This is a genomic window from Sphingobium sp. CR28 (assembly GCF_052327305.1).
In the GTDB taxonomy this organism is placed as follows: Bacteria; Pseudomonadota; Alphaproteobacteria; order Sphingomonadales; family Sphingomonadaceae; genus Sphingobium.
Genome location: NZ_CP182486.1, coordinates 1,117,864 through 1,137,555, shown reverse-complemented (window position 1 = coordinate 1,137,555; position 19,692 = coordinate 1,117,864). Strand labels below are relative to the sequence as shown.

Sequence of the window (19,692 nt, the reverse complement as noted above, 5' to 3'; positions counted from 1 at the left end):
ATGGCGGGGGCACGTGGGGAAAAGCTGATTACCGCGATCGACATCGGGTCGTGGAAGGTGTCGGCGCTGATCGCAAGCAAGGCGGAAAATGGGGCGCTGACAGTGCTTGGCACTGGCCAGCGGGAGAGCCGCGGCGTGCGGCGCGGCTTCGTGGTCGATATGGAGCGGACTGAACAGGCCGTTCGCGAGACCATCGAGCAAGCGGAGAAAGTGGCCGGCACCAACATCGAGTCTGTGCAGATCAGCTTTTCCGGGGGCAGTCTCGAAAGCCGGGTCGAGCCGATGGAAATTCCCATCGAAGGACGGCGGATCGAGCAGCCTGACATCGAGGCTCTGCTTGATCGCGCCCGCGACCGCATCGATCCCAACGGCCGGGTCGTGCTGCATGCGGAACCCACGCTCTACACCATAGATGGCATGCGCGGCGTCCAGCGTCCGACCGGTCTTCATGCGGATGTGCTCGGCGTTGATGTGCATGTTGTGCTCGCGGACGGTGCGCCGCTGCGCAATCTTGAGACGTCCGTGCGCGGCGCCTATCTCAATGTAGACTCGATCATCGCGGCGCCGGTGGCGACGGCAATGGCTTGCCTCTCCGAAGAAGAGCGCGATCTGGGCGTGGCACTGGTCGAGCTCGGCGGAGGGGTGACCAATGTCTCGCTGCATATCGGCGGCATGTTGGTTGGCCTGCGATCGATACCCATCGGTGCTGCCGACATTACCGATGATATCGCGTCCGCCTTTGGCCTCCGTCGAAGTCAAGCCGAGCGCATGAAGTGCTTCTATGGTTCTGCCATGCAGTCGCGACGCGACTTCCGCGAAACGATCGACATCGTGCCGGCCGCCGGCCCCGCCGCGCAGGCGTCCGATGGACGCAAGGTGAACCGGGCGGAGCTCGTCGGCGTCATCTGCGAGCGCCTTAGCCGCCTGATGAAGGAGATCGCGGCCGCGCTTGACGAGTTGGGCTTTCACTCCCCCGTTGGCCGGCAGGTGGTTCTCGTTGGCGGCGGAGCGGAGCTCAAGAGCATTGCTGATTATGCTCAGACCGCGCTCGGCAGGGCAGTACGGATCGGCAAGCCGCGCGGTCTGGGTGCCTTGCCGGAAGCGCATGGTGGCCCTGCGTTTGCCACGCTGGTTGGCCTTGCACTTCATGCCGCCAGCGATCGCAACGACTTGCTGAACCGGCCCATGCCCGCAATGAAAGTGCACAAGATGCGTGGAGCGGTGGGTGCCGGATTCTCCCGCCTCGTCAACGCCTTGCGCGCCGGATACTAAGCCCCCTTTGCAACCGCCGGTCCCGTTTTTGACAGTTTCCCTAAAAAGGGGATGAATTGGCGTTGCAACTGGTGCATGACCAAATGTGAGCATATCGCATCCCTCAGGATGCCGCAGGAGACCAAAGGATGAGCATCGAGATCGGCCCGCCTCATGTCGACGAGCTGAAGCCACGGATTACCGTGATCGGCGTCGGCGGAGCGGGTGGAAACGCGATCGCCAATATGATTGCCGCGCAGGTGGACGGTGTGGATTTCATCGTCGCGAACACGGACGCGCAAGCCCTTAATGCCTCGCCAGCTGAGCGTCGCATACAGCTTGGCCCGCGCATAACCGAAGGTCTGGGCGCGGGATCGCGGCCCGACATTGGTCGCGCCGCCGCTGAGGAAACCATATCCGAAGTCATCGACGCGTTGTCTGGCGCACACATGTGTTTCATCGCTGCCGGAATGGGCGGCGGCACCGGAACCGGCGCTGCGCCTGTCATCGCCAAGGCGGCGAAGGAAAAGGGCATATTGACGGTCGGTGTCGTCACCAAGCCGTTCACGTTCGAGGGGTCGCGTCGGTCGCGTTCCGCCGAGGCGGGCATTGACGAGCTGCAGAAGCACGTCGACACGCTGATCGTCATCCCGAACCAGAATCTGTTCCTGATCGCCAATCCGAACACGACCTTCAAGGAAGCGTTCCAGATGGCGGACGAAGTGCTTCAGCAGGGCGTGCGCGGCATCACCGACCTGATGGTCATGCCGGGTCTCATCAACCTCGACTTCGCCGACGTCCGCTCTGTGATGGAGGAAATGGGCAAGGCGATGATGGGCACGGGCGAAGCGGACGGTGACGGCCGCGCGCTGGCCGCTGCCGAGAAGGCCATTGCCAACCCGCTGCTGGACGGCGTTTCCATGCGCGGCGCCAAGGGCGTTATCGTGTCCATCACGGGCGGTGAAGACATGCGCCTCATGGAAGTCGACGAGGCGGCGAACCACATCCGCGAACTGGTCGATCCGGATGCGAACATCATCTGGGGTTCCGCGTTCAACGAGACGCTCAACGGTAAGATCCGCGTGTCGGTCGTTGCGACCGGTATAGACGTGGATGCCGCGGCCGCCGAGCCGAAGTCACAGCCCTTCAGCTTCGGCACCATGGGTGCCGGCGTAGCGCGTCCTCCGGTCGCGCGGGCGCCGCTAACGCCTGCAGCCGCCGCACCGTCCCCGGAACCGCAGGCGCCGACGGCGTTCACGGCCTCAAGCGAGCCGAGCGAAGTCGCCGCTGAAGAGGTTGCGCCAGTAACGCAGGCATTTGGTAGCGAGCCCGACGCAGATGAGCACCAATCGCTGCATCTCGATCCGCCAGTGCCGGCGGACGAGTTGGTGCTGGACGATACCGCTCCGCTCGATCTCGAAGATGTGAGCGAGCAGATCGAAGCGCCTGCACCTCGCCAGGAGCAGCCCACGCCTAAGGCACCGCAGAGTGGTGGAACGCTTTTCGAGCGCATGTCCGCCCTGGCTCGTGGAAATGCTCCGGCGGCGAGCGAGCGCGAGGAGCAGGATGGGGCGCGCGGCGATTTCGACGTGCCACGTTTTCTCAATCGCCAGAACAACCAGTAGTCCGAGTGCAGGTGCCGCCGGTCGCTATTCGGTCGGCGGTGACTTGCTCGGTGTGACAATGTATCATAGTTATTCCCCTGATGAATGAGGTTGGTCCCCGCGGGCTCAGGTTCCGCTTTTCTAGATGGCATGCGAGTTGGATGGCGGCGGCTGCGCTCGGCATCGGCGGTACGCTGCCCCTTGCCGCGCAACCCGGTGCAATCGTCCAGCCGCTTCCCTCCGCTGCGGCAGTGGAGCGGCTGAACCAGAATCTGGGGCGGCTCTCCCGCAGTCCGCAGGATATTCAGGCTCTGCTGGGCGCCGGTGAAGCCGCGCTGGATCTGGGCGACGTGCAAGCCGCCAACGGATTTTTCACCCGGGCCAATATGGTCGCGCCTAATAATGGTCAGGCGAAGCTCGGCCTCGCCGTTGTCTCTATCCAGCTCAAGCAAGCGCGCGAGGCGGCCACATATTTCGACGAGGCCGCCGCGCTTGGCGCCGGCGCGCAGAACCATCTCAATGAGCGCGGCCTCGCCTATGATTTGACGGGGCAGCAGGCGAAGGCGCAACAGGACTATCAGACGGTTTTGCGGACCAATCCGTCCGATTCTCTCGCGAGGCTCCGCTACGCCGTGTCGCTGGGCATTTCCGGTCGAGTGGCGGAAGCCGAAGCCGAGCTTCAGCCGAGCCTGTCGGCGCAAGATCGCGAGGCGTGGCGCGCGCGCGCGTTCATTTTGGCAATGAACGGCCGACTGGCCGATGCTCGCAAGATCACGCAGACGGTGATGCCCAAGGGGCTCGCCGATGCTCTTGATCCCTATATTGCGCGAGCGTCTTTGCTCGATGCCGGCCAGAAGGCGGCAGCATTCCACTATGGCGAATTTCCGAGCGATGTTCTGCGGATGGCAGCGGCGACGCCGTCCACGCCCAGGACGGAACCGCGCGCCGTTACCGCAGAGGCCCGGCCGAGAAAGCTGAGCCGCCGGGAACGGCAGCGCGAGGAGCGGGAGAAGCAAGCCGCAGAAGCAGCGGCCGCGCGTGCCCGCCTTGCGGCAGCCAGCGAGCCTCAGCCGCCTCCCTTCGTTGAGGGAAGTCCGCAGCGGAGCAGCAGCTCAGGTTCCACAACATTGGCATCGTCTCAGGCGCCGTCGGCCGCTATTTTTTCAGGTGGAACGTCGGGTGCGAAGCCAGTTGCGACGGGGGCGCCGTCTTCAATCCAGCAGCCGACACCGCCCGCGTCTCGCCCCGCATCGCCTCGTCCTGCGCCGGCATTGTCGGAAACGCGGCCGCAGCCCAAGCCGGCGCCGCAGGTGCCGTCCGATCCCGTGGCGACCCGTCCCGCTGTGGCGACGCCCGTTGCTTCCGCACCCACTCCCGTAGCCCTTCCCAGCTCGCGCTCTCTGGCGCAGGTAATGGCGAACATGGATATTCCAGAGAGCGAACGGTCGACGGGCTCGGCTCCTGTCGATCTCGCCGCTGTCGCACGCATCCAGACGGAGCGCCGGAAGGCTCAGGAAGCAGTGGCCGCAAAGGCAGCGGCGGAGAAGGCGAAGAGAGAGGCTGCTGCCAAGGCCAAGGCGGAAGCTGCTGCGAAAGCGAAGGCCGCCGCTGAAGAGAAGGCGCGACTGGCGGCCAATCCGGCGCGGACCTGGGTACAGATTGCGACCGGTCGGGATGTGGACGCGCTTGCGTTCGATCTTCGCAGGCTCCGCCGCACTTATGCGGATGTACTGAGTAACGAGACGGGCTGGACAGCAGAGTGGGGCGCGACCCGGCGACTTCTGGTCGGACCGTTTAGTACGCTCGCCAAGGCGAAGGACGCCGTGGCAGCTATAAAGAAGTCGGGCGGGGATGCCTTCATCTGGTCGAGCGAAGCGGGCGAGGACGTCGTCAAGATTGGCGGTAAGTGAGCGCGCTTGCCCCCTACGCGAGCGATCCCGCTCGCAGCCGTGGACGTCAATATGCCGAGCCGGGCGGCGAGCAGCGCGGGCCGCGTGACGCATTTCAGCGCGATCGCGACCGGATCATTCACTCGATCAGCTTCCGCCGCCTGCGCCACAAGACACAGGTGTTCATTGCGCCTGATGGCGACCACTATCGGGTCCGCCTGACGCATAGTCTTGAGGTCGCTCAGATCGGCCGCACGATTGCTCGCGTTCTGGGTATCAATGAAGATCTTACCGAGGCGCTGTGCCTCGCGCATGACATCGGCCATCCGCCTTTCGGCCATGCGGGGGAGGATGCGCTCCAGCTGGCACTCGCCGATCGGGGCGGGTTCGACCACAATGCGCACTGCCTCCGCACGCTGATGTGGCTTGAGGAATCCTATCCGCGCTTCCCCGGCCTCAACCTCACCTGGGAAATGCTGGAAGGCCTCGCCAAGCATAATGGGCCAGTCACGGCCCCTAATTGGGCGATGCGGGCACTCGATGCGGAGTTTCCGCTGGATCTTGGAAGCTGGCCTTCCCTTGAAGCGCAGGTCGCAGCCCTTGCCGATGATATCGCCTACGACAATCACGATATTGATGATGGACTGCGTGCTGGCCTTCTGACGCTGGATCAGATCCTCACCGTGCCATTGGTGCGGGATTGCTGGGATCGGGTGAAGCAGAGACATCCTGACGCTCCAGAGGACCGGCTGTTGCGCGAACTGGTCCGCGAGCAGATTGGCGTGATGGTCAACGACCTCATCACTCAGTGTCAGGCGAATATCCGGGCGAGCAACGTATCTAGCGTGGAAGCGGTGCGCGCCGCTGGCCAGCCGATCGCGGCATTTTCCGAGGAAATGGGGGAAGCGGAGCGCACACTGAAGCGCTTCATGTATAAAAACCTCTATCATCATCCCCAGCAGCTTGCCGCCTCGGAGCGCGCCCAGCGCATCGTGGGTGAGCTGTTCGCGGTCTATGCTCGCGATCCTTCATTAATGGGTGAAGGGTGGGACAGCCGATGCCTCGTGGAGGAGCCGGCCCGCAGCCGGACGATCGCGGACTATATCGCGGGCATGACCGATCGTTTTGCGGAACGAGCGCATAACGAGCTGTGCGGGGGCATTGACCGGAGAGGCACTCCTTCGACCTGAGCGGTTGAACCGGTTGCGTCTATCGCGCTTGACAGGAATCACCTGCGTCGCGATGGAAGGCCTGTCCTCCGTTCGAGCCGGCAATTTGTCAGGCTCGGGCGGCAGTTCGACGCGGGAGAGCATCCGGCCAAAGTGTCGGGTCGCCGAAGGAGCAACCGCCCCGGAATCTCTCAGGCCAAGGGACCGCGTCGACAGCAAGGAGACTCTGGAGAGCGGCACGGCCTTTCAGGCCAGCGCCCACCGAAGGGGTAATCCGCATGCCTGCAGAGCGCAGGCATGTCGGCTAAGCTCTCAGGTTCCGTGACAGAGGGGGTCCGATGAATTGCCTGTCGGCATTGCATCGTCTTGACCACTTCACGAGGACCGGATTTTGAGCCAAACAAGCAAGACAGATGCGACCGAAGCGCCACCCGCGCTGCTCCCGCTCGACGCCTGGCATCGCGCACGCGGCGGGCGGATGGTGCCGTTCGCCGGCTACGCCATGCCCGTGCAATATGAAGGCATTGTCGCCGAACATCTCTGGACGCGTGGTCATGCGGGTCTCTTCGATGTGAGCCATATGGGCCAGCTCCTGCTGTCTGGTGAGGGCTTCGTGGACGCTGCCGAGGCGCTGTTGGGTGTTGAGGTGGCGGGCATGACCGTTGGCCAGCTGCGCTACGGTCTGCTCCTGAACGAAGCGGGTGGCATCCTCGACGATCTTATCGTCACGCGGCGTGACGATGCGCTGTTCATCGTTGTCAACGGCGCCACCAAACATGACGATATCGATCATATGCGGGCCAATCTGCCCTCGGGCGTGACGCTCGATCATCTTGCCGAGCAAGGTCTGCTTGCCCTGCAAGGGCCAGAGGCGGCGGCCGCTCTCGCGCGCCATGTGACTGGTGGACGCTTGGAAGACCTTGCCTTTATGACCGGAGGCTCATTTGTCATCCAAGGCGTGCAGGTGTGGATCAGCCGCTCGGGATATACCGGCGAGGATGGCTTCGAGATCAGCGTGCCTGCCAGCGATCTGGAGGCGGTGGCCGATCTCCTGACTAGCGAGCCGGAAGTGAAACCCATTGGCCTTGGCGCGCGCGATTCGCTGCGGCTAGAGGCGGGGCTTCCACTTTACGGACATGACCTAAACCCTGAAAGCAGCGCGATCGGCGCAGGTTTGGCCTTCGCCTTCGGCAAAAGGCGGCGCGCGGAGGGCGGCTTCATTGGCGCGGAGAAAATCCAGCGGGATTTGGCGGATCGGCCCGCACAGCGCCGGGTCGGCCTCGCGATCGAGGGCCGGATGCCCGCGCGTGAGGGAGCGGTGATATTCGTGGGCGAGAAACAGGCCGGTGTGATTACCTCCGGTGGCTTTTCCCCCTCGCTCGAACGACCGATTGCAATGGGCTGGGTAGATGCGGCGCTTGCCGAGCCCGGCACCGCAGTCGAAATCGAGGTGCGTGGGAAGCGCATCGCGGCAACGGTTACGCCGATGCCCTTCGTTCCACATAAATATGTTCGCAAAGGAAGCTGATCATGGCACGCTATTTTACTGAAGAGCATGAATGGATCGAGGTCGACGGCGATGTCGCGACCGTAGGGATCACCGATTTCGCGCAGGGCCAGCTGGGCGATATCGTCTTCGTCGAGCTGCCCGAGGAAGGGCGGGAAGTCGCCAAGGGTGACGACGCCGCAGTCGTGGAGTCCGTGAAAGCCGCCTCCGACGTCTATGCGCCGGTTTCCGGTGAAGTGGTCGAGGTCAATAGCGCGCTCGATGGCGAGCCCAAGCTGGTCAACGATGACGCCGAAGGCGAGGGCTGGTTCTTCAAGCTGCGCCTCTCGGACCCCGCAGAGCTGACCGGCCTTATGACAGAAAGCGCCTATCAGGCGTTCGCCAAGGAGGCCTGATGCGCTACCTCCCGCTGACCAATGCCGACCGCGCGGAGATGCTGCGCGTGGTCCGCGCGCCGGACATCGACGATCTGTTCACCGATGTGCCGGCGGAAGCGCGGCTCGCCGGGCCGATCGAAGGCTTGCCCGCTCATGCGAGCGAGCTGGCCGTCGAACGGCACATGAGCGCGCTTGCGGCGCGGAATGTTTCGGCGGGATCGGTGCCATTCTTCCTGGGCGCGGGCGCGTACCGCCATCATGTGCCGGCGAGCGTCGACCATCTCATTCAGCGTGGCGAGTTCCTGACGGCGTACACGCCCTATCAACCGGAGATCGCGCAGGGCACGCTCCAGATGCTCTTCGAGTTCCAGAGCCAGGTCGCCCGGCTCTTCGGCTGTGATGTCGCCAATGCCAGCATGTACGACGGCTCGACTGCCTGCTGGGAAGCGATCGGCATGGCGCGGCGCGTGACCAAGCGCACCAAGGCCATTCTCTCATCCGGCCTGCATCCGCACTATGTTTCCGTCGCAAAGACAATGGCGAAATACACCGGGGACACGCTCGACGTGCGCGTTCCGGGTCTCGATGCGGACGCCGACATCGAGGCGCTTGTCTCCGCAATCGACCGGGAGACGAGCTGCGTTGTCGTGCAGTATCCCGATATTCTCGGGCGAATCGCCGATCTGACGCCGCTCGCCGATGCGGTCCATGCCGCCGGCGCGCTGCTCGTCGCCGTGGTTACGGAGCCAGTCGCGCTCGGTGCGATCCGTTCGCCCGGTGAGATGGGCGCGGACATCGTCGTGGGCGAGGGTCAGTCGATCGGCGTCGGCCTCCAGTTCGGTGGACCCTATCTCGGTCTCTTCGCGTGCAAGGAGAAGTTCGTCCGCCAGATGCCGGGCCGGCTCTGCGGCGAAACCGTGGATGCGCAAGGCAAGCGCGGCTTCGTGCTGACGCTTTCAACCCGTGAGCAGCATATCCGCCGCGAGAAGGCGACCAGCAATATCTGCACCAACTCCGGCCTGTGCGCGCTCGCTTTCTCCGTGCACATGACGCTGCTTGGGGAGCGGGGACTGCGCGATCTGGCGACGCTGAACCATGCGCGCGCCGTAAGCGCAGCGGAGCGGCTGAGCCGCGTGCCCGGCGTGAGGCTCGTCAACCAGAGCTTCTTCAACGAGTTCACGCTCGAGCTCAATTGCCCCAGCCGAGACGTGGTTCGCACCCTGGCCGACAAGGGCGTGCTGGCGGGCGTTTCGCTTGGCCGCCTGTATCCGGGCGAAGCCGGGCTGGAGACCGGCCTGCTCGTCGCCGTGACAGAGACGGTGACCCCCGAGGACATCGAAGCGCTGGCGACTGCGCTTGAGGAGGAACTGGCATGACCATCAACCAGAGTGGCTGGAAGCCGGAAGTGCCGGTTGCCGGACCCGACGCGCCGATGACGGCGACGGGTAACCGGGGCCTGATGCTGGAAGAGCCGCTGATCTTCGAGATCGGCGCTACCGACGTGACCGGCGTGGATCTGGACGCGCTCCCCACGGTTCAGAGCCGCCTCGGCGGACTGGACCGCGCCTCCCCGATCGGTCTTCCCGGCCTTTCCGAGCCGGACACCGTGCGACACTATACGCGGCTTTCGCGCCAGAACTACGGGATCGACCTCGGGCCGTTTCCGCTCGGCTCCTGCACGATGAAGCACAACCCGCGCCTCAACGAGAAGGTGGCACGGCTGCCCGGCTTTGCCGATGTGCATCCGCTCCAGCCCCAGTCGACCGTGCAGGGCGCGCTGGCGGTCATCAACGAGCTGGCCTTCTGGCTCATCGAACTGACCGGCATGCATGGCGTGGCGATGACGCCCAAGGCTGGCGCCCATGGCGAACTGTGCGGGCTCCTGTGCATCCGCGCGGCGCATGAAGCCCGTGGCGATGCCCGCTCCGTCGTGCTGGTCCCGGAGAGTGCCCATGGCACCAATCCGGCGACGGCGGCGTTCTGCGGCTACCGGGTGGAGAACATTCCGGCGACGGCGGAAGGCCGGGTCGACCTGGAAGCGCTCAAGAGCCGGCTGGGCCCGGATGTCGCTGCAGTGATGATTACCAATCCCAATACCTGCGGCCTCTTCGAGCGCGATATGAAGGCGATCGGCGATGCGGTCCATGCCGTTGGTGCCTATGTCTATTGCGACGGGGCGAACTTCAACGCGATCGTCGGCCGGGTGCGTCCGGGCGATCTCGGCGTCGATGCCATGCACATCAACCTGCACAAGACCTTCTCGACGCCGCATGGCGGCGGCGGGCCGGGTGCAGGACCAGTGGTGCTCTCGGAGGCGCTCGCGCCCTTCGGTCCCCTGCCTTACACCGCGCGAATGGCGGACGGCTCCATCCACCTCATCGAGGAGGAGAATGTCGGTGAGGAGATGCCGCAGAGCTTCGGCCGGATGAGCGCATTCCATGGCCAGATGGGCATGTTCACCCGCGCGCTGGCCTACATCCTCAGCCACGGTGCGGATGGCCTGCGGCAAGCCTCGGGCGATGCCGTGCTGGCCGCCAACTATGTGCTGCGGAGCCTCGAAGGCGTGCTCCATGCGCCCTTTGGTGCGTCCGGCCCCTGTATGCACGAGGCGCTGTTCAGCGATGACGGGCTGGCCGAAGGCATGAGCACGATCGACATCGCCAAGGGTCTCATCGACGAGGGGTTCCACCCGATGACGATGTATTTCCCGCTTGTCGTCCATGGCGCGATGCTGGTGGAGCCGACAGAGAGCGAGAGCAAGGTGAGGCTCGATGAGTTCATTCTGGCGCTGCGCAGCGTGGCGGAGCGGGCGAAGGCGGGCGATGTGTCGCTGAAGAGCGCGCCTCACTTCGCGCCGCGTGCGCGCCTCGATGAAACCCGCGCGGCGCGCTCGCCCGTGCTGGCCTGGAAAAATGCGGACTGACCAAGCCCTTTTGGGGTAGAATTTCGGCCGGGGCGCTGACGCGCTCCGGCCTTTTTTGTGACCGGCAGACCATCGAAAGGTTCTGAAGGTTACAGTCCTTAGAGCAAAAAAAGTGGCGCCAGCGGCGCCTGATCGCGGTGAGAAAGAGCCGCGCCCGGTGAGGGGCCTGCATCATTCTTGCTTACCAAAGCCCATGTAGGACAGCGGTTTCTCAAGGCGCACTTGTCCCTTGCGACGTTCGACGCCGACCGAATTGACGCTACGGAATGGCGTCGTTCGTCTGTCGGAGCGGTCGAAAGCGCGGCTGGCTCATGTCGTTCGTCTTTCCGATTTGCTCGTTGGTCGGAGACCAAGCGCTTGTGCCGAGCGGGACACGCCGCTGGTCGACGACGCGCTGCGCTGCTCACCGGCCCGGCGTAGACAGAGTGGGCAAGGCGGGATCGCCAACAGTCCCCCGAGCAAGACTGCACAGACCGAACCCAGGACGACCAATAAGCCCGCAGGGCAGATTTTCAGGAGAAGACGATGTCCCCCCTCGCCAAAGTCACGATCACACTGGCCGCCGCTGCCGGCTTTGCCGTGCCGGCGCTCGCCGCTTCTGATCCCAACCCCTATTACACCAAGGAAGTGCACTACGGGGATCTCAACCTCGCCAGCGCGGAGGGGCAGGCCATGCTCGACAAGCGCGTTGCCCGCGCGGCCGGTCAGGTCTGCCGCACTCTGGATGGCCCGCGGGCCGCGCTCTGCCGTTTCCGTGCCCGCAAGGCCGCTGCCCCCGCAATCAAGGTCGCGACATCCCGCGCCACAGGGCAAAGCCTTGCCGCCCGTGAGGCGCAGGCAAGCGCGATCGTCGGAAACTGAGCCATTCAGTTCTGGCGGCCTGCAAATGGCGATTTTTCGCGCTTCCGGTGCTCACGTACATTTGAGTACGCTTCGCTCCGGGTCGCTCAAAATCCCCATTTTCGTCACGCCATCTTCTGAATGCCGAGTGTTGGGTCCAGTGGACTGTTTCACGAATGTCGCCGCCATCAATCCCTTGAACCTTGGCGGCGTCAGCCCCCGGCGCCCCTTGCGCCGGGGGCAAATCATAGTTGCTTCACGGATGCCGACCTTCCGAATTCAGTTCACCCGGCGACCGTCGATCCAGACCTGTTCCAGCGTCTTTGTGTGCGTGATGTCGGTGAGCGGGCTGGCGGCCAGCACGAGCAGATCGCCGCGCTTGCCGGGCTGTAGCGTGCCGACCTGATCGTCGATCTGCATGGCCTTTGCCGCATTGCCGGTCGCGGCGACAATGACCTGCATCGGCGTAAGACCGGCCTGCGCCATCATCGCCATCTCGACATGTTCGAAATAACCCTGCCAGCGGCCGATTCCCGCGCCGCTGTCCGTTCCCATGGCGATCAGCACGCCAGCGTCCGACAGCGCCTTGAGGTTGCGCTTCGCCTGTTCGAGCGCAGGCTTGATGGCCTGCGCAGAGGGATCGTTCTTGATCCGCGCCTGAAACTCCGGCGCGCTGACCATCTCCAATGTCGGGCGATAAGCGGCTTCCTTCGTGAAGAACGGATCGGCCGCGAAGTCTGGCTTGCTCTCATAAACGAAGACGGAGAGGTCGCGCGTGAGTGTGGGGATATAAGGGATGTTGCGCGCCTTGATCGCGCCGATCAGGGCGGGATCAGCATCCCGGTCGCGGATGCTGTGCGCGAGAACGTCCACGCCGGCATCCACTACGCCTTTCGTCTCGTCGGCCGTGAACATATGGATGGCGATGCGCTTGCCCTCCTTGTGCGCCTGATCGATCATCGCGCCATAAACGGCGGGCTGGCGAATGGGTGCGTTGGCCGGGCCTTCCAGCCGCACCTTGATGATGTCGACGCCGCGCGCCGCATTTTCGGTCACGTTCGTGCGACCGTTTGCGGCGTCGGTTGCGTTCAGCACCGGGCCGGAGACGAACAGACGGGCGCGATCGAGCGTGCCGGCCTGTGACTTCTGGCGGGTTTCGCGCGCGAGTTTCACGCTCTCCACTCCGTCATCGCCCAGACTGTAGACGGTCGTAACCCCGTAGCGGGCATAAAGCGCGAGCTGATCGCTCAGCTGCTGGGGAAGCGGCGCGGTGGAGCGGCGATTGCCTTCGACATGGGCGTGCGCATTGATGATGCCAGGCATGATCGTCTTGCCGGAGACGTTCACCGTGCGGGCACCAGCGGGGATGGAAACGGAAGCGCGCGGCCCCACGGCCGTGATGCGACCATCCGTCACGACGATCACCGAGTCGCTAACTGGCGCGGCGCCGGTTCCGTCGATCAGCGTCGCGCCGGACAAGGCGACGGTTTCCGCGCTGACGGGGGCGGCGACGATCAGGGGCAGGGCGCATAGTCCCAGCAGTTTTCGGCTCAGTGCTTTGAAGACAGGCACGTTTCTTCTCTCCCGGTTTGTTTTTGGCCGGGAGCACTCTTAACACGAACGCTGGCTAGTTGCCGATCATTTCCGCCTTCACCTGAGCGAGATGGGTGCGGCCGATGCGCAATTCGATCGGTTCGCCGCCACTGCCCGCCGGGGCGCTGATCTGCGCGAACCACACGCCATTGCCGTCATGACGCAGGCTCTTGATGAGATCGCGGCGGACGATATGCGAGCGGTGGAGCCTGATGAACGCGGCAGGGTCCAGCCTCTGCTCCAGCGTGCTGATCGTCTGGTGGAGCAGGTAGGAGCGGGTGCCAAGGTGGAGACGCATATAGTCCCGCTCGGCTTCGATCCGGTCGATCTGTCCCGTCTCTATGCGAATGAGTTCCGCCCGGTGCGGCACCCAGAATTCCTCCGCGTAGCGGCGCTGATCGACTGCCGGGACGGGCGCGGCATCGTTCTGCGCCGGGGACGTGTCATCTGGACGCCGCGCGGATAGCCCGAGCGCGACGCGATCGACGGCGCGGGAGAGACGATCCGGCGCGACCGGCTTCAGCACGTAATCGACTGCGCAGACGTCGAACGCCTCGATCGCGAAATTATCGAACGCAGTGACGAAGATGATCGCCGGGGCGTCTGACTTGCCGGACAGGGCGCGCGCGACGCCCATGCCATCAAGCAGCGGCATGGCGATATCGAGCAGGAGGAGATCGGGCGTCAGCGCTTCAGTAAGGCGCAGTGCGGCCTCACCGTCGGCCGCCGTGCCAACGAGGCTGATGCGCGGCTCGCGCGCACAAAGCATCTGCATGCGTTCGATGGCGAGCGGCTCATCGTCGACAATGAGCGTGCGGATCGTATCGGGCATCGGTTCAGCACTTGCCGTGAACGACAGGGAGCATGATCTCGGCGCCATAGCCCCCGCCCGGACGCGGGCCGGCAGTCAGCGCGGCCTCCTCCCCAAAGCGCGCGGCCAGCCGATCGCGGACGTTCCGCAGGCCAATGCCCGTGCTGCTCGCTGCTCCGCTTCCGCCCGCGCCATCATCCTCGACGAGGATATGGAGGCGGCCCTCCGCTTCGCGCGCGGAGATCCGCACGGTCACGACCTGACGCGCCGGAGAGACACCATATTTGATTGCATTCTCGATCAACGGCTGAAGAATCAGGCCCGGAACGCAGCAGTCGGCGAGGGTGGGGGGGATGTTCACTTCCGTGCGCAGACGCTCGGGGAAGCGCACGCCTTCGATGCCAAGATAAAGGCGCTGAAGCTCGACTTCCTCGGAGAGATGGACGTCGTCCAGTGGATCGCCGGCAAGGCTGGTGCGATAGAAATGGGCGAGGTTCATGATCATCGTCTCGGCTTCATCCCGCCGATCCGACATGACGAGGCTGGAGAGCGAGTTCAACGTGTTGAACAGGAAGTGCGGATTGACCTGATACCGCAGCGATTTCAGCTCCGCCTGCCGGGTCGCCAGCTCCAGACGCGCACTGCGCTGTTCCGAGAGGGAAAGTCGGGAAGCGAAACCGAGCGCAAAATAAAGCGCTGCCCATGCCACCAGCAGGAAGTAGCGATTGAGACTGCTCTCGGCGAGTTCAATGACAATCTCATCTGTCGTCTTGGAGTGGCTGTATTCGATCTGAGCGGCATTCGTCTGGTCGGCCTGCTCATATTCCTGCAGGATCGTGCCGGGATCGTAGATATTGAACATATAAAAGTTCGCCGCAGCGATCGCGAAGGCACAGGGCATCGCCAGCACGGCCGCGCTCGTCATGCGCACGCCCAGCGAGCGGCCGTCCAGTCGACGCAGCAACGTGTAAAGCAGATAAGTGACGAGAACGCCGATGCCGGTGACCACCATGCGACGCCACGCCATTTCGCCCTGTGCAGGAAAGCCAAGCACCATCGCCCGGATCGTGACGATGAGCGTGTAGAACAACCACACACCAAGGATCGAGAAAAGCGCCAGCCGGGGGGAAATGGAGGTTTCGCCCGCTGGTGAGGGGTTTGTTGCCATGGGCTCTTTTAACGGCAGAAAGCGCGGCTGTCTGCCGTTTCAGGCGACGCTGGTCGAAATGCACCGCGCATTTGTCGAGCGGGGAGGGCAGGCGGTCCCATTGTGCGCAGCATAGCTGCGGTAGGGCACTTTCACTCTGGAACCGGCTCCGCCCTCCGCTCGTTTTAGAAGCGAGTTTGCTGCCCGGACCTGCGGGCAGCCTTTAGGAGACGCGCAATGCCCCATGATGATGTGAAGGAGCGCAAATATAACGAAACTGTCGATCCGGACCTGAATTGCCAGAGCCGGGTTCTGAGCGAGGATGAGAAGCTCGACGAGGCTCTACAGGAGTCCATGGACGGTTCGGACGCACCGAGCACGACCCGCCCGGGCGATCATGGTGACCCGGTTCCTAGCTCCGGCTTCAAGGAAGAGCAGGAAGATTAGTTCGCTAAGGACAGACTTATCACGCGAGTTTTGGGCATCGGCGCGGGGCGCCGGTGCCCTTTGCGCATCTGAAAACCTGATTTTTGAGAAGAAAAACAGAGGTATGAGAGAAAGATGTTGCGCCGCACAATGAAATCTGATTCCATGTGAACTGCGGACAACGGGTGCTTAACCAAGCGTCAATGCAACAGGGCGCATCGTCACGGCATCTGGACTGCAGTAGCGGGAGGCAGATGGATATGACGGGCGGCAGATTATCGGACGGCGTAGTCACTCTGGCGGAGATGCGGGAGTTCGCTTCCTTCCCCGCCGCCACGCAGCGCTATATTCGCCGATCTCTCGACATTGGTCTCCAGCGCAGCGATGCCACGGAAGTGTGGAGCCGCGATCTGGTGGAGGAAGCCAGCATTCGCGCACAGGCTCGAATTTATGGCCGCCTCGACGAGATCAAGATGCTGGTGCCGGACGACAGCGGGCTCGATCAGGTCGAGCCGTTCATGACTCCACTTGTCGTGGTATCGGCATTCGATCTTGGCCAGAACCGGATCAACAGTTTCCAGGCCTATCGCTTCCTTTATGAGCGGCTGATCGGCGCAGGGTCGCGGCCATGGCTGCCGGGCGCCTTTTGCGCGGCGGCGAGCCTGCCGCATCTCCACCCGGAACGGCGCCGGGCGCTGCTTCAGTCGATTAGCGAGGCGGCCGCGACGGCGGCGGGCTGGTCCAGCCGCGAGCCGACCTTCTACCCGGAGTGGGTGGAGAAGGTGGACATGAGCAAGGCGAACTGAGGCCGATTGTGGGCGCCCGACGCGGGTCGCTCGGGCGTCCCAAAAGCTGACACAAGAAAAAGCTGACAGGCAATCCCCATGACGGCGGCCTGCAAACGCGCTAGCTGAAGGCGGCTGGCAAGGCGGCATGACAGGAGAGGATTGACTGAACGATGATGGACAGGCTCCATAACGCTGTCCGTCGCGGAGCCTATGTGCTCCAGGCAGAAGGTCTCCCCTCGCTGGCAAAAAAGGCGGTCTCCCGCTTGCGCCTCATCATTGGATTGCCGGACGGTGCTCAGAAGGCCTTTCTGGCGCAAAAGGCCTCGGCCGACAGCGCCTATGACGGCACGAATGGGACGGACACCGGCGGTATTCAGAGAATCGCGTCTCTTACCGTGCTCGGCCCCAACGCGCAGTTCGCCATCGATCATATCGCGTCCGATCCCGGGGACTTCCATCGAGCGATGACGTTGGTCGACCTGTCGCTGGAGTCCGCGACGTTCCTCGACCTGGGCGCGGGAAAAGGGCGCGCGATGCTTCTCGCGGCGGCTATCCTTTTCTTAGGATTATCGGGGTCGAGTTCGCGCGGGAGCTTTATGACAAGGCGCAGGAGAATATCGCGCGCGCCGGCGATGATCCGCGCCTTGCGATTATCCATGGCGATGCGACCGAAACGGTATTCCCCGAGGGGCCGCTGGTGATCTTCATGTACAAACCGTTTGACGCGCCGATCGTGCGGCGCGTGGCGGAGAATGCGCTTGCCTCCTACCGGAGCGATCCGCGCCCGATGCGCATCCTCTATTCCAATCCGGCTTGCGGCAACGTGCTGCTGGAGGCAGGCTGGTCCGCAGTCGCCGAGATACAGGGCCATCGCCTCTACGCCCCAGCGGCCTGAACCGATGCGAAAGTGGGCCGGCATCAAGCCGACCCACCACGCTTCCGAAGCTGAAGAGGGAGCGATCAGCTCCGGAAGAAGTCCAGCAGATCCTTGTTGATGACGTCAGCATGAGTCTGCGCCATACCGTGCGGGAAGTCCTTGTAGGTCTTGAGGATGCCATTCTGCAGCAGGGCAGCGGAGAGCGGCGCGGAGTCGGCGATCGGCACGATCTGATCGTCCTCACCATGCATCACCAGCGTGGGGATGGTGATCGCCTTGAGATCGTCCGTGAAGTCCGTCTCGCTGAACGCCTTGATGCCGTCATAATGGGCCTTGGCGCCGCCGATCATGCCCTGCCGCCACCAGTTGTCGACAAGACCTTGGCTGAACGGCGCACCCTCGCGGTTGAAGCCGTAGAATGGCCCGGCGGGAACATCGATGTAGAACTGCGCGCGGTTCGCGGCGAGCGCGGCGCGGAACCCGTCGAACACCTCAATGGGCAGGCCGCCGGGGTTCTTGTCGCTCTTGACCATGATCGGAGGCACTGCGCTCATCAGCACGGCCTTGGCGATCCGGCCTTCCTTGGCTCGGGCGGCATAATGCGCGACCTCGCCGCCGCCGGTGGAGTGGCCGACATGGAAGGCGCCCTTGAGGTCCAGCGCGTCCACGACTGCGGCGACGTCTGCGGCATAATGGTCCATGTCATGTCCGTCCGACACCTGGCTGGATCTGCCGTGGCCGCGCCGGTCATGGGCAATGACGCGATAGCCTTCGTTCAGGAAGAACAGCATCTGGTTGTCCCAGTCGTCGCCCGAGAGCGGCCAGCCATGGTGGAAGACAATGGGTTGCGCGCTCTTGTCGCCCCAGTCCTTGTAAAAGATCTCGACACCGTCCGAAGTGGTTACCGTGCTCATGTCAGTCGCTCCCTATCCGATGAGAGGTGGATACGCTCTCGATATGGACGATCTAATGACAAGCAGGCATGATGAGGCGCGGCGGAACCGACACTAAGGGCGCCAAAACCGACATTGAAGCGATGGGGGCGTCGATTGGACACATTGGTGAGGTCGCGTCAGGCGAGACTCGTGGGCCATCTGGGCCTGCTCATCTATCCTGATTGCCAGCTTTCCGCGATTTATGGCCTCACCGATATCTTCCGTATCGCCGGAGATCTCGCGGCAATGGAGGGCGAGGCGGAGCCGCCGGCAGTGCGCGTGACGCACTGGACGAGCGACGCGCGCGGGGAGATCGCCTGCATATATGACAGTCACCCCGGCACCGACCACCATCTGACCCACCTCATCACGCCGCCCAGTCTGGTCATGCCGCATGCGATGCAGCCGATGGCGAGCCTCACCCGATGGGTGAACGATCGCCACGACGAAGGGGCGACGGTCTGCTCGGTTTGTGCCGGAGCGTTTCTGCTGGGGGAGGCGGGCCTGCTGGAAGGACGCGCCGCGACGACGCACTGGGCCTTTGCGGAGGCGCTTGCTGCCCGCTTCCCGACCGTGCAGGTCGATGTCGACCGCATGGTGATCGACGATGGCGATATCATCACGGCCGGGGGCATCCTGGCCTGGACCGACCTTGGCCTCACACTGGTCGAGCGACTGCTCGGCCCGGCAGTGATGCTGGGGACGGCGCGCTTCCTCCTCGTCGATCCGCCGGGGCGCGCGCAGCGACCCTATAGCGCGTTTCTGCCCCGTCTCGATCATGGCGACGCCGCGATCCTGAAGGTGCAGCACTGGATGCAGAAGGGGGCGGGGAAGGAGCATGGCACAGGCTTGCTCGCGGCGGAGGCCCGGCTGGAAGAGCGCACATTCCTGCGCCGTTTCAAGAAGGCGACGGGCCTGCGCCCCACCGAATATGCCCAGCAGATCCGCATCGCCAAGGCGCGCGAGGCGCTGGAACTGACCCGGCGCAGCGTGGACCAGATCGCGTGGGATGTCGGCTATGGCGACCCCGGCGCCTTCCGCAAGCTCTTCCAGCGCATGACAGGGCTGGCCCCGGCGGAGTATCGGCGCAGGTTCGGCGTGGCTGCTTGAGCCGGCAGGCTTTGCGGATTACCCGCGGCGCCGCTATCACGCCACCAGCTTCGGACTTCTATCTCGGAAACGCGTTATGTCCCGCCGGTCGATCCAGATTGTCTGCCTCCTCATTATCGGCGGACTCTATTGGCAGCTTGTCTCGGCGACGACGGGATATGGCGAGCCGTGGGATGCGCCGGCATACTGGTCTCTCGCTTATCCGTTTTCCCTCGTTCTTTCCGCGATCGGCGGCGCTTTCATGAGAAAGAGCGGATGGATCGCGGGCGTGCTGATTACTGTCTCCCAGCTGCCGGTGATGTTGCTCAACAATGGCGTGGGCAATCTTGCCGTGGCCGGGGCGTTGTTCCTGAGCCTATTGGCAATTCCCGCAGCGCTTGTTTCGGCGCTAGCGGGGAGTCTTGCGGGGCGGTTTCGTCCGCATCCATGACCCGGCTCTGACTCT

19 protein-coding genes and 1 riboswitch are annotated in these 19,692 nt (G+C 63.8%); of the genes, 15 read left to right on the top strand and 4 right to left on the bottom strand.

Features of this window, described 5'->3' with window-relative positions:
• The 9 genes from ftsA to ACNAOH_RS05265 all read left to right on the top strand — a co-directional run bounded on the left by ftsA (position 1) and on the right by ACNAOH_RS05265 (position 11,581).
• Complete coding sequence (gene ftsA, locus ACNAOH_RS05305; RefSeq protein ID WP_443971719.1) at positions 1–1,272, top strand: cell division protein FtsA; 1,272 nt, start codon at positions 1–3, stop codon at positions 1,270–1,272.
• 128 nt (positions 1,273–1,400) lie between these two features.
• Positions 1,401–2,876, top strand: a complete 1,476-nt coding sequence (ftsZ, locus tag ACNAOH_RS05300; protein ID WP_443971718.1) for a cell division protein FtsZ — start codon at positions 1,401–1,403, stop codon at positions 2,874–2,876.
• A gap of 140 nt (positions 2,877–3,016) precedes the next feature.
• Positions 3,017–4,765 carry an SPOR domain-containing protein gene (locus ACNAOH_RS05295; RefSeq protein ID WP_443971717.1) on the top strand — a complete coding sequence of 583 codons (1,749 nt, stop codon included), beginning with the start codon at positions 3,017–3,019 and terminating at the stop codon, positions 4,763–4,765.
• Positions 4,762–5,934, top strand: a complete 1,173-nt coding sequence (locus tag ACNAOH_RS05290) for a deoxyguanosinetriphosphate triphosphohydrolase (protein ID WP_443971716.1) — start codon at positions 4,762–4,764, stop codon at positions 5,932–5,934. The genes ACNAOH_RS05295 and ACNAOH_RS05290 overlap by 4 nt, the downstream gene beginning before the upstream one ends.
• A gap of 102 nt (positions 5,935–6,036) precedes the next feature.
• Positions 6,037–6,130: riboswitch (glycine riboswitch) on the top strand.
• 174 nt (positions 6,131–6,304) lie between these two features.
• Complete coding sequence (gene gcvT / locus ACNAOH_RS05285; protein ID WP_443971715.1) at positions 6,305–7,441, top strand: glycine cleavage system aminomethyltransferase GcvT; 1,137 nt, start codon at positions 6,305–6,307, stop codon at positions 7,439–7,441.
• Positions 7,442–7,443: 2 nt separating this feature from the next.
• Positions 7,444–7,815 carry a glycine cleavage system protein GcvH gene (gcvH, locus tag ACNAOH_RS05280; RefSeq protein ID WP_443971714.1) on the top strand — a complete coding sequence of 124 codons (372 nt, stop codon included), beginning with the start codon at positions 7,444–7,446 and terminating at the stop codon, positions 7,813–7,815.
• Positions 7,815–9,173 carry an aminomethyl-transferring glycine dehydrogenase subunit GcvPA gene (gcvPA, locus tag ACNAOH_RS05275; RefSeq protein ID WP_443971713.1) on the top strand — a complete coding sequence of 453 codons (1,359 nt, stop codon included), beginning with the start codon at positions 7,815–7,817 and terminating at the stop codon, positions 9,171–9,173. Before gcvH ends, gcvPA begins: the two co-directional genes overlap by 1 nt.
• The gene (gene gcvPB / locus ACNAOH_RS05270) at positions 9,170–10,720 is read left to right on the top strand and encodes an aminomethyl-transferring glycine dehydrogenase subunit GcvPB (RefSeq protein WP_443971712.1); all 1,551 of its coding nucleotides are present in this window, start codon (positions 9,170–9,172) and stop codon (positions 10,718–10,720) included. Before gcvPA ends, gcvPB begins: the two co-directional genes overlap by 4 nt.
• A 525-nt stretch (positions 10,721–11,245) precedes the next feature.
• Positions 11,246–11,581 carry a UrcA family protein gene (locus ACNAOH_RS05265; RefSeq protein ID WP_443971711.1) on the top strand — a complete coding sequence of 112 codons (336 nt, stop codon included), beginning with the start codon at positions 11,246–11,248 and terminating at the stop codon, positions 11,579–11,581.
• 258 nt (positions 11,582–11,839) lie between these two features.
• Here ACNAOH_RS05265 and ACNAOH_RS05260 read toward each other — a convergent pair whose 3' ends face one another.
• Genes ACNAOH_RS05260 through ACNAOH_RS05250 form a run of 3 tightly spaced genes read right to left on the bottom strand, consistent with a single transcriptional unit; the run spans position 11,840 to position 15,132 of the window.
• Entirely contained in the window at positions 11,840–13,132 is a 1,293-nt protein-coding gene (locus ACNAOH_RS05260; RefSeq protein WP_443971710.1) for an amidohydrolase family protein, read from the bottom strand.
• Between the two features lie 55 nt (positions 13,133–13,187).
• Positions 13,188–13,985, bottom strand: coding sequence for a LytR/AlgR family response regulator transcription factor (locus ACNAOH_RS05255; RefSeq protein WP_443971709.1), 798 nt, complete (start codon positions 13,983–13,985; stop codon positions 13,188–13,190).
• A 4-nt stretch (positions 13,986–13,989) separates the two neighbouring features.
• Positions 13,990–15,132 carry a sensor histidine kinase gene (locus tag ACNAOH_RS05250; RefSeq protein WP_443971708.1) on the bottom strand — a complete coding sequence of 381 codons (1,143 nt, stop codon included), beginning with the start codon at positions 15,130–15,132 and terminating at the stop codon, positions 13,990–13,992.
• A 216-nt stretch (positions 15,133–15,348) separates the two neighbouring features.
• Here ACNAOH_RS05250 and ACNAOH_RS05245 point away from each other — a divergent pair, with 216 nt between their 5' ends.
• The 4 genes from ACNAOH_RS05245 (at position 15,349) to ACNAOH_RS05230 (ending at position 17,220) form a co-directional block, all read left to right on the top strand.
• Positions 15,349–15,558: a hypothetical protein gene (locus ACNAOH_RS05245; protein ID WP_443971707.1), complete on the top strand. Its 210-nt coding sequence runs from the start codon at positions 15,349–15,351 to the stop codon at positions 15,556–15,558.
• A 239-nt stretch (positions 15,559–15,797) separates the two neighbouring features.
• A complete protein-coding gene (locus tag ACNAOH_RS05240) occupies positions 15,798–16,343 on the top strand; it encodes a hypothetical protein (protein WP_443971706.1) in 546 nt (181 codons plus the stop codon).
• A gap of 152 nt (positions 16,344–16,495) precedes the next feature.
• The gene (locus ACNAOH_RS05235; protein WP_443971705.1) at positions 16,496–17,026 is read left to right on the top strand and encodes a hypothetical protein; all 531 of its coding nucleotides are present in this window, start codon (positions 16,496–16,498) and stop codon (positions 17,024–17,026) included.
• Between the two features lie 5 nt (positions 17,027–17,031).
• Positions 17,032–17,220 carry a hypothetical protein gene (locus tag ACNAOH_RS05230; protein WP_443971704.1) on the top strand — a complete coding sequence of 63 codons (189 nt, stop codon included), beginning with the start codon at positions 17,032–17,034 and terminating at the stop codon, positions 17,218–17,220.
• A 65-nt stretch (positions 17,221–17,285) separates the two neighbouring features.
• On the opposite strand, the gene ACNAOH_RS05225 is transcribed toward ACNAOH_RS05230, so the two are convergent.
• Positions 17,286–18,116: an alpha/beta fold hydrolase gene (locus tag ACNAOH_RS05225; protein WP_443971703.1), complete on the bottom strand. Its 831-nt coding sequence runs from the start codon at positions 18,114–18,116 to the stop codon at positions 17,286–17,288.
• Between the two features lie 171 nt (positions 18,117–18,287).
• Here ACNAOH_RS05225 and ACNAOH_RS05220 point away from each other — a divergent pair, with 171 nt between their 5' ends.
• Positions 18,288–19,247: a GlxA family transcriptional regulator gene (locus tag ACNAOH_RS05220; protein ID WP_443971702.1), complete on the top strand. Its 960-nt coding sequence runs from the start codon at positions 18,288–18,290 to the stop codon at positions 19,245–19,247.
• A gap of 76 nt (positions 19,248–19,323) precedes the next feature.
• Positions 19,324–19,677, top strand: coding sequence for a hypothetical protein (locus ACNAOH_RS05215; RefSeq protein ID WP_443971701.1), 354 nt, complete (start codon positions 19,324–19,326; stop codon positions 19,675–19,677).
• Positions 19,678–19,692 lie beyond the last annotated feature (15 nt).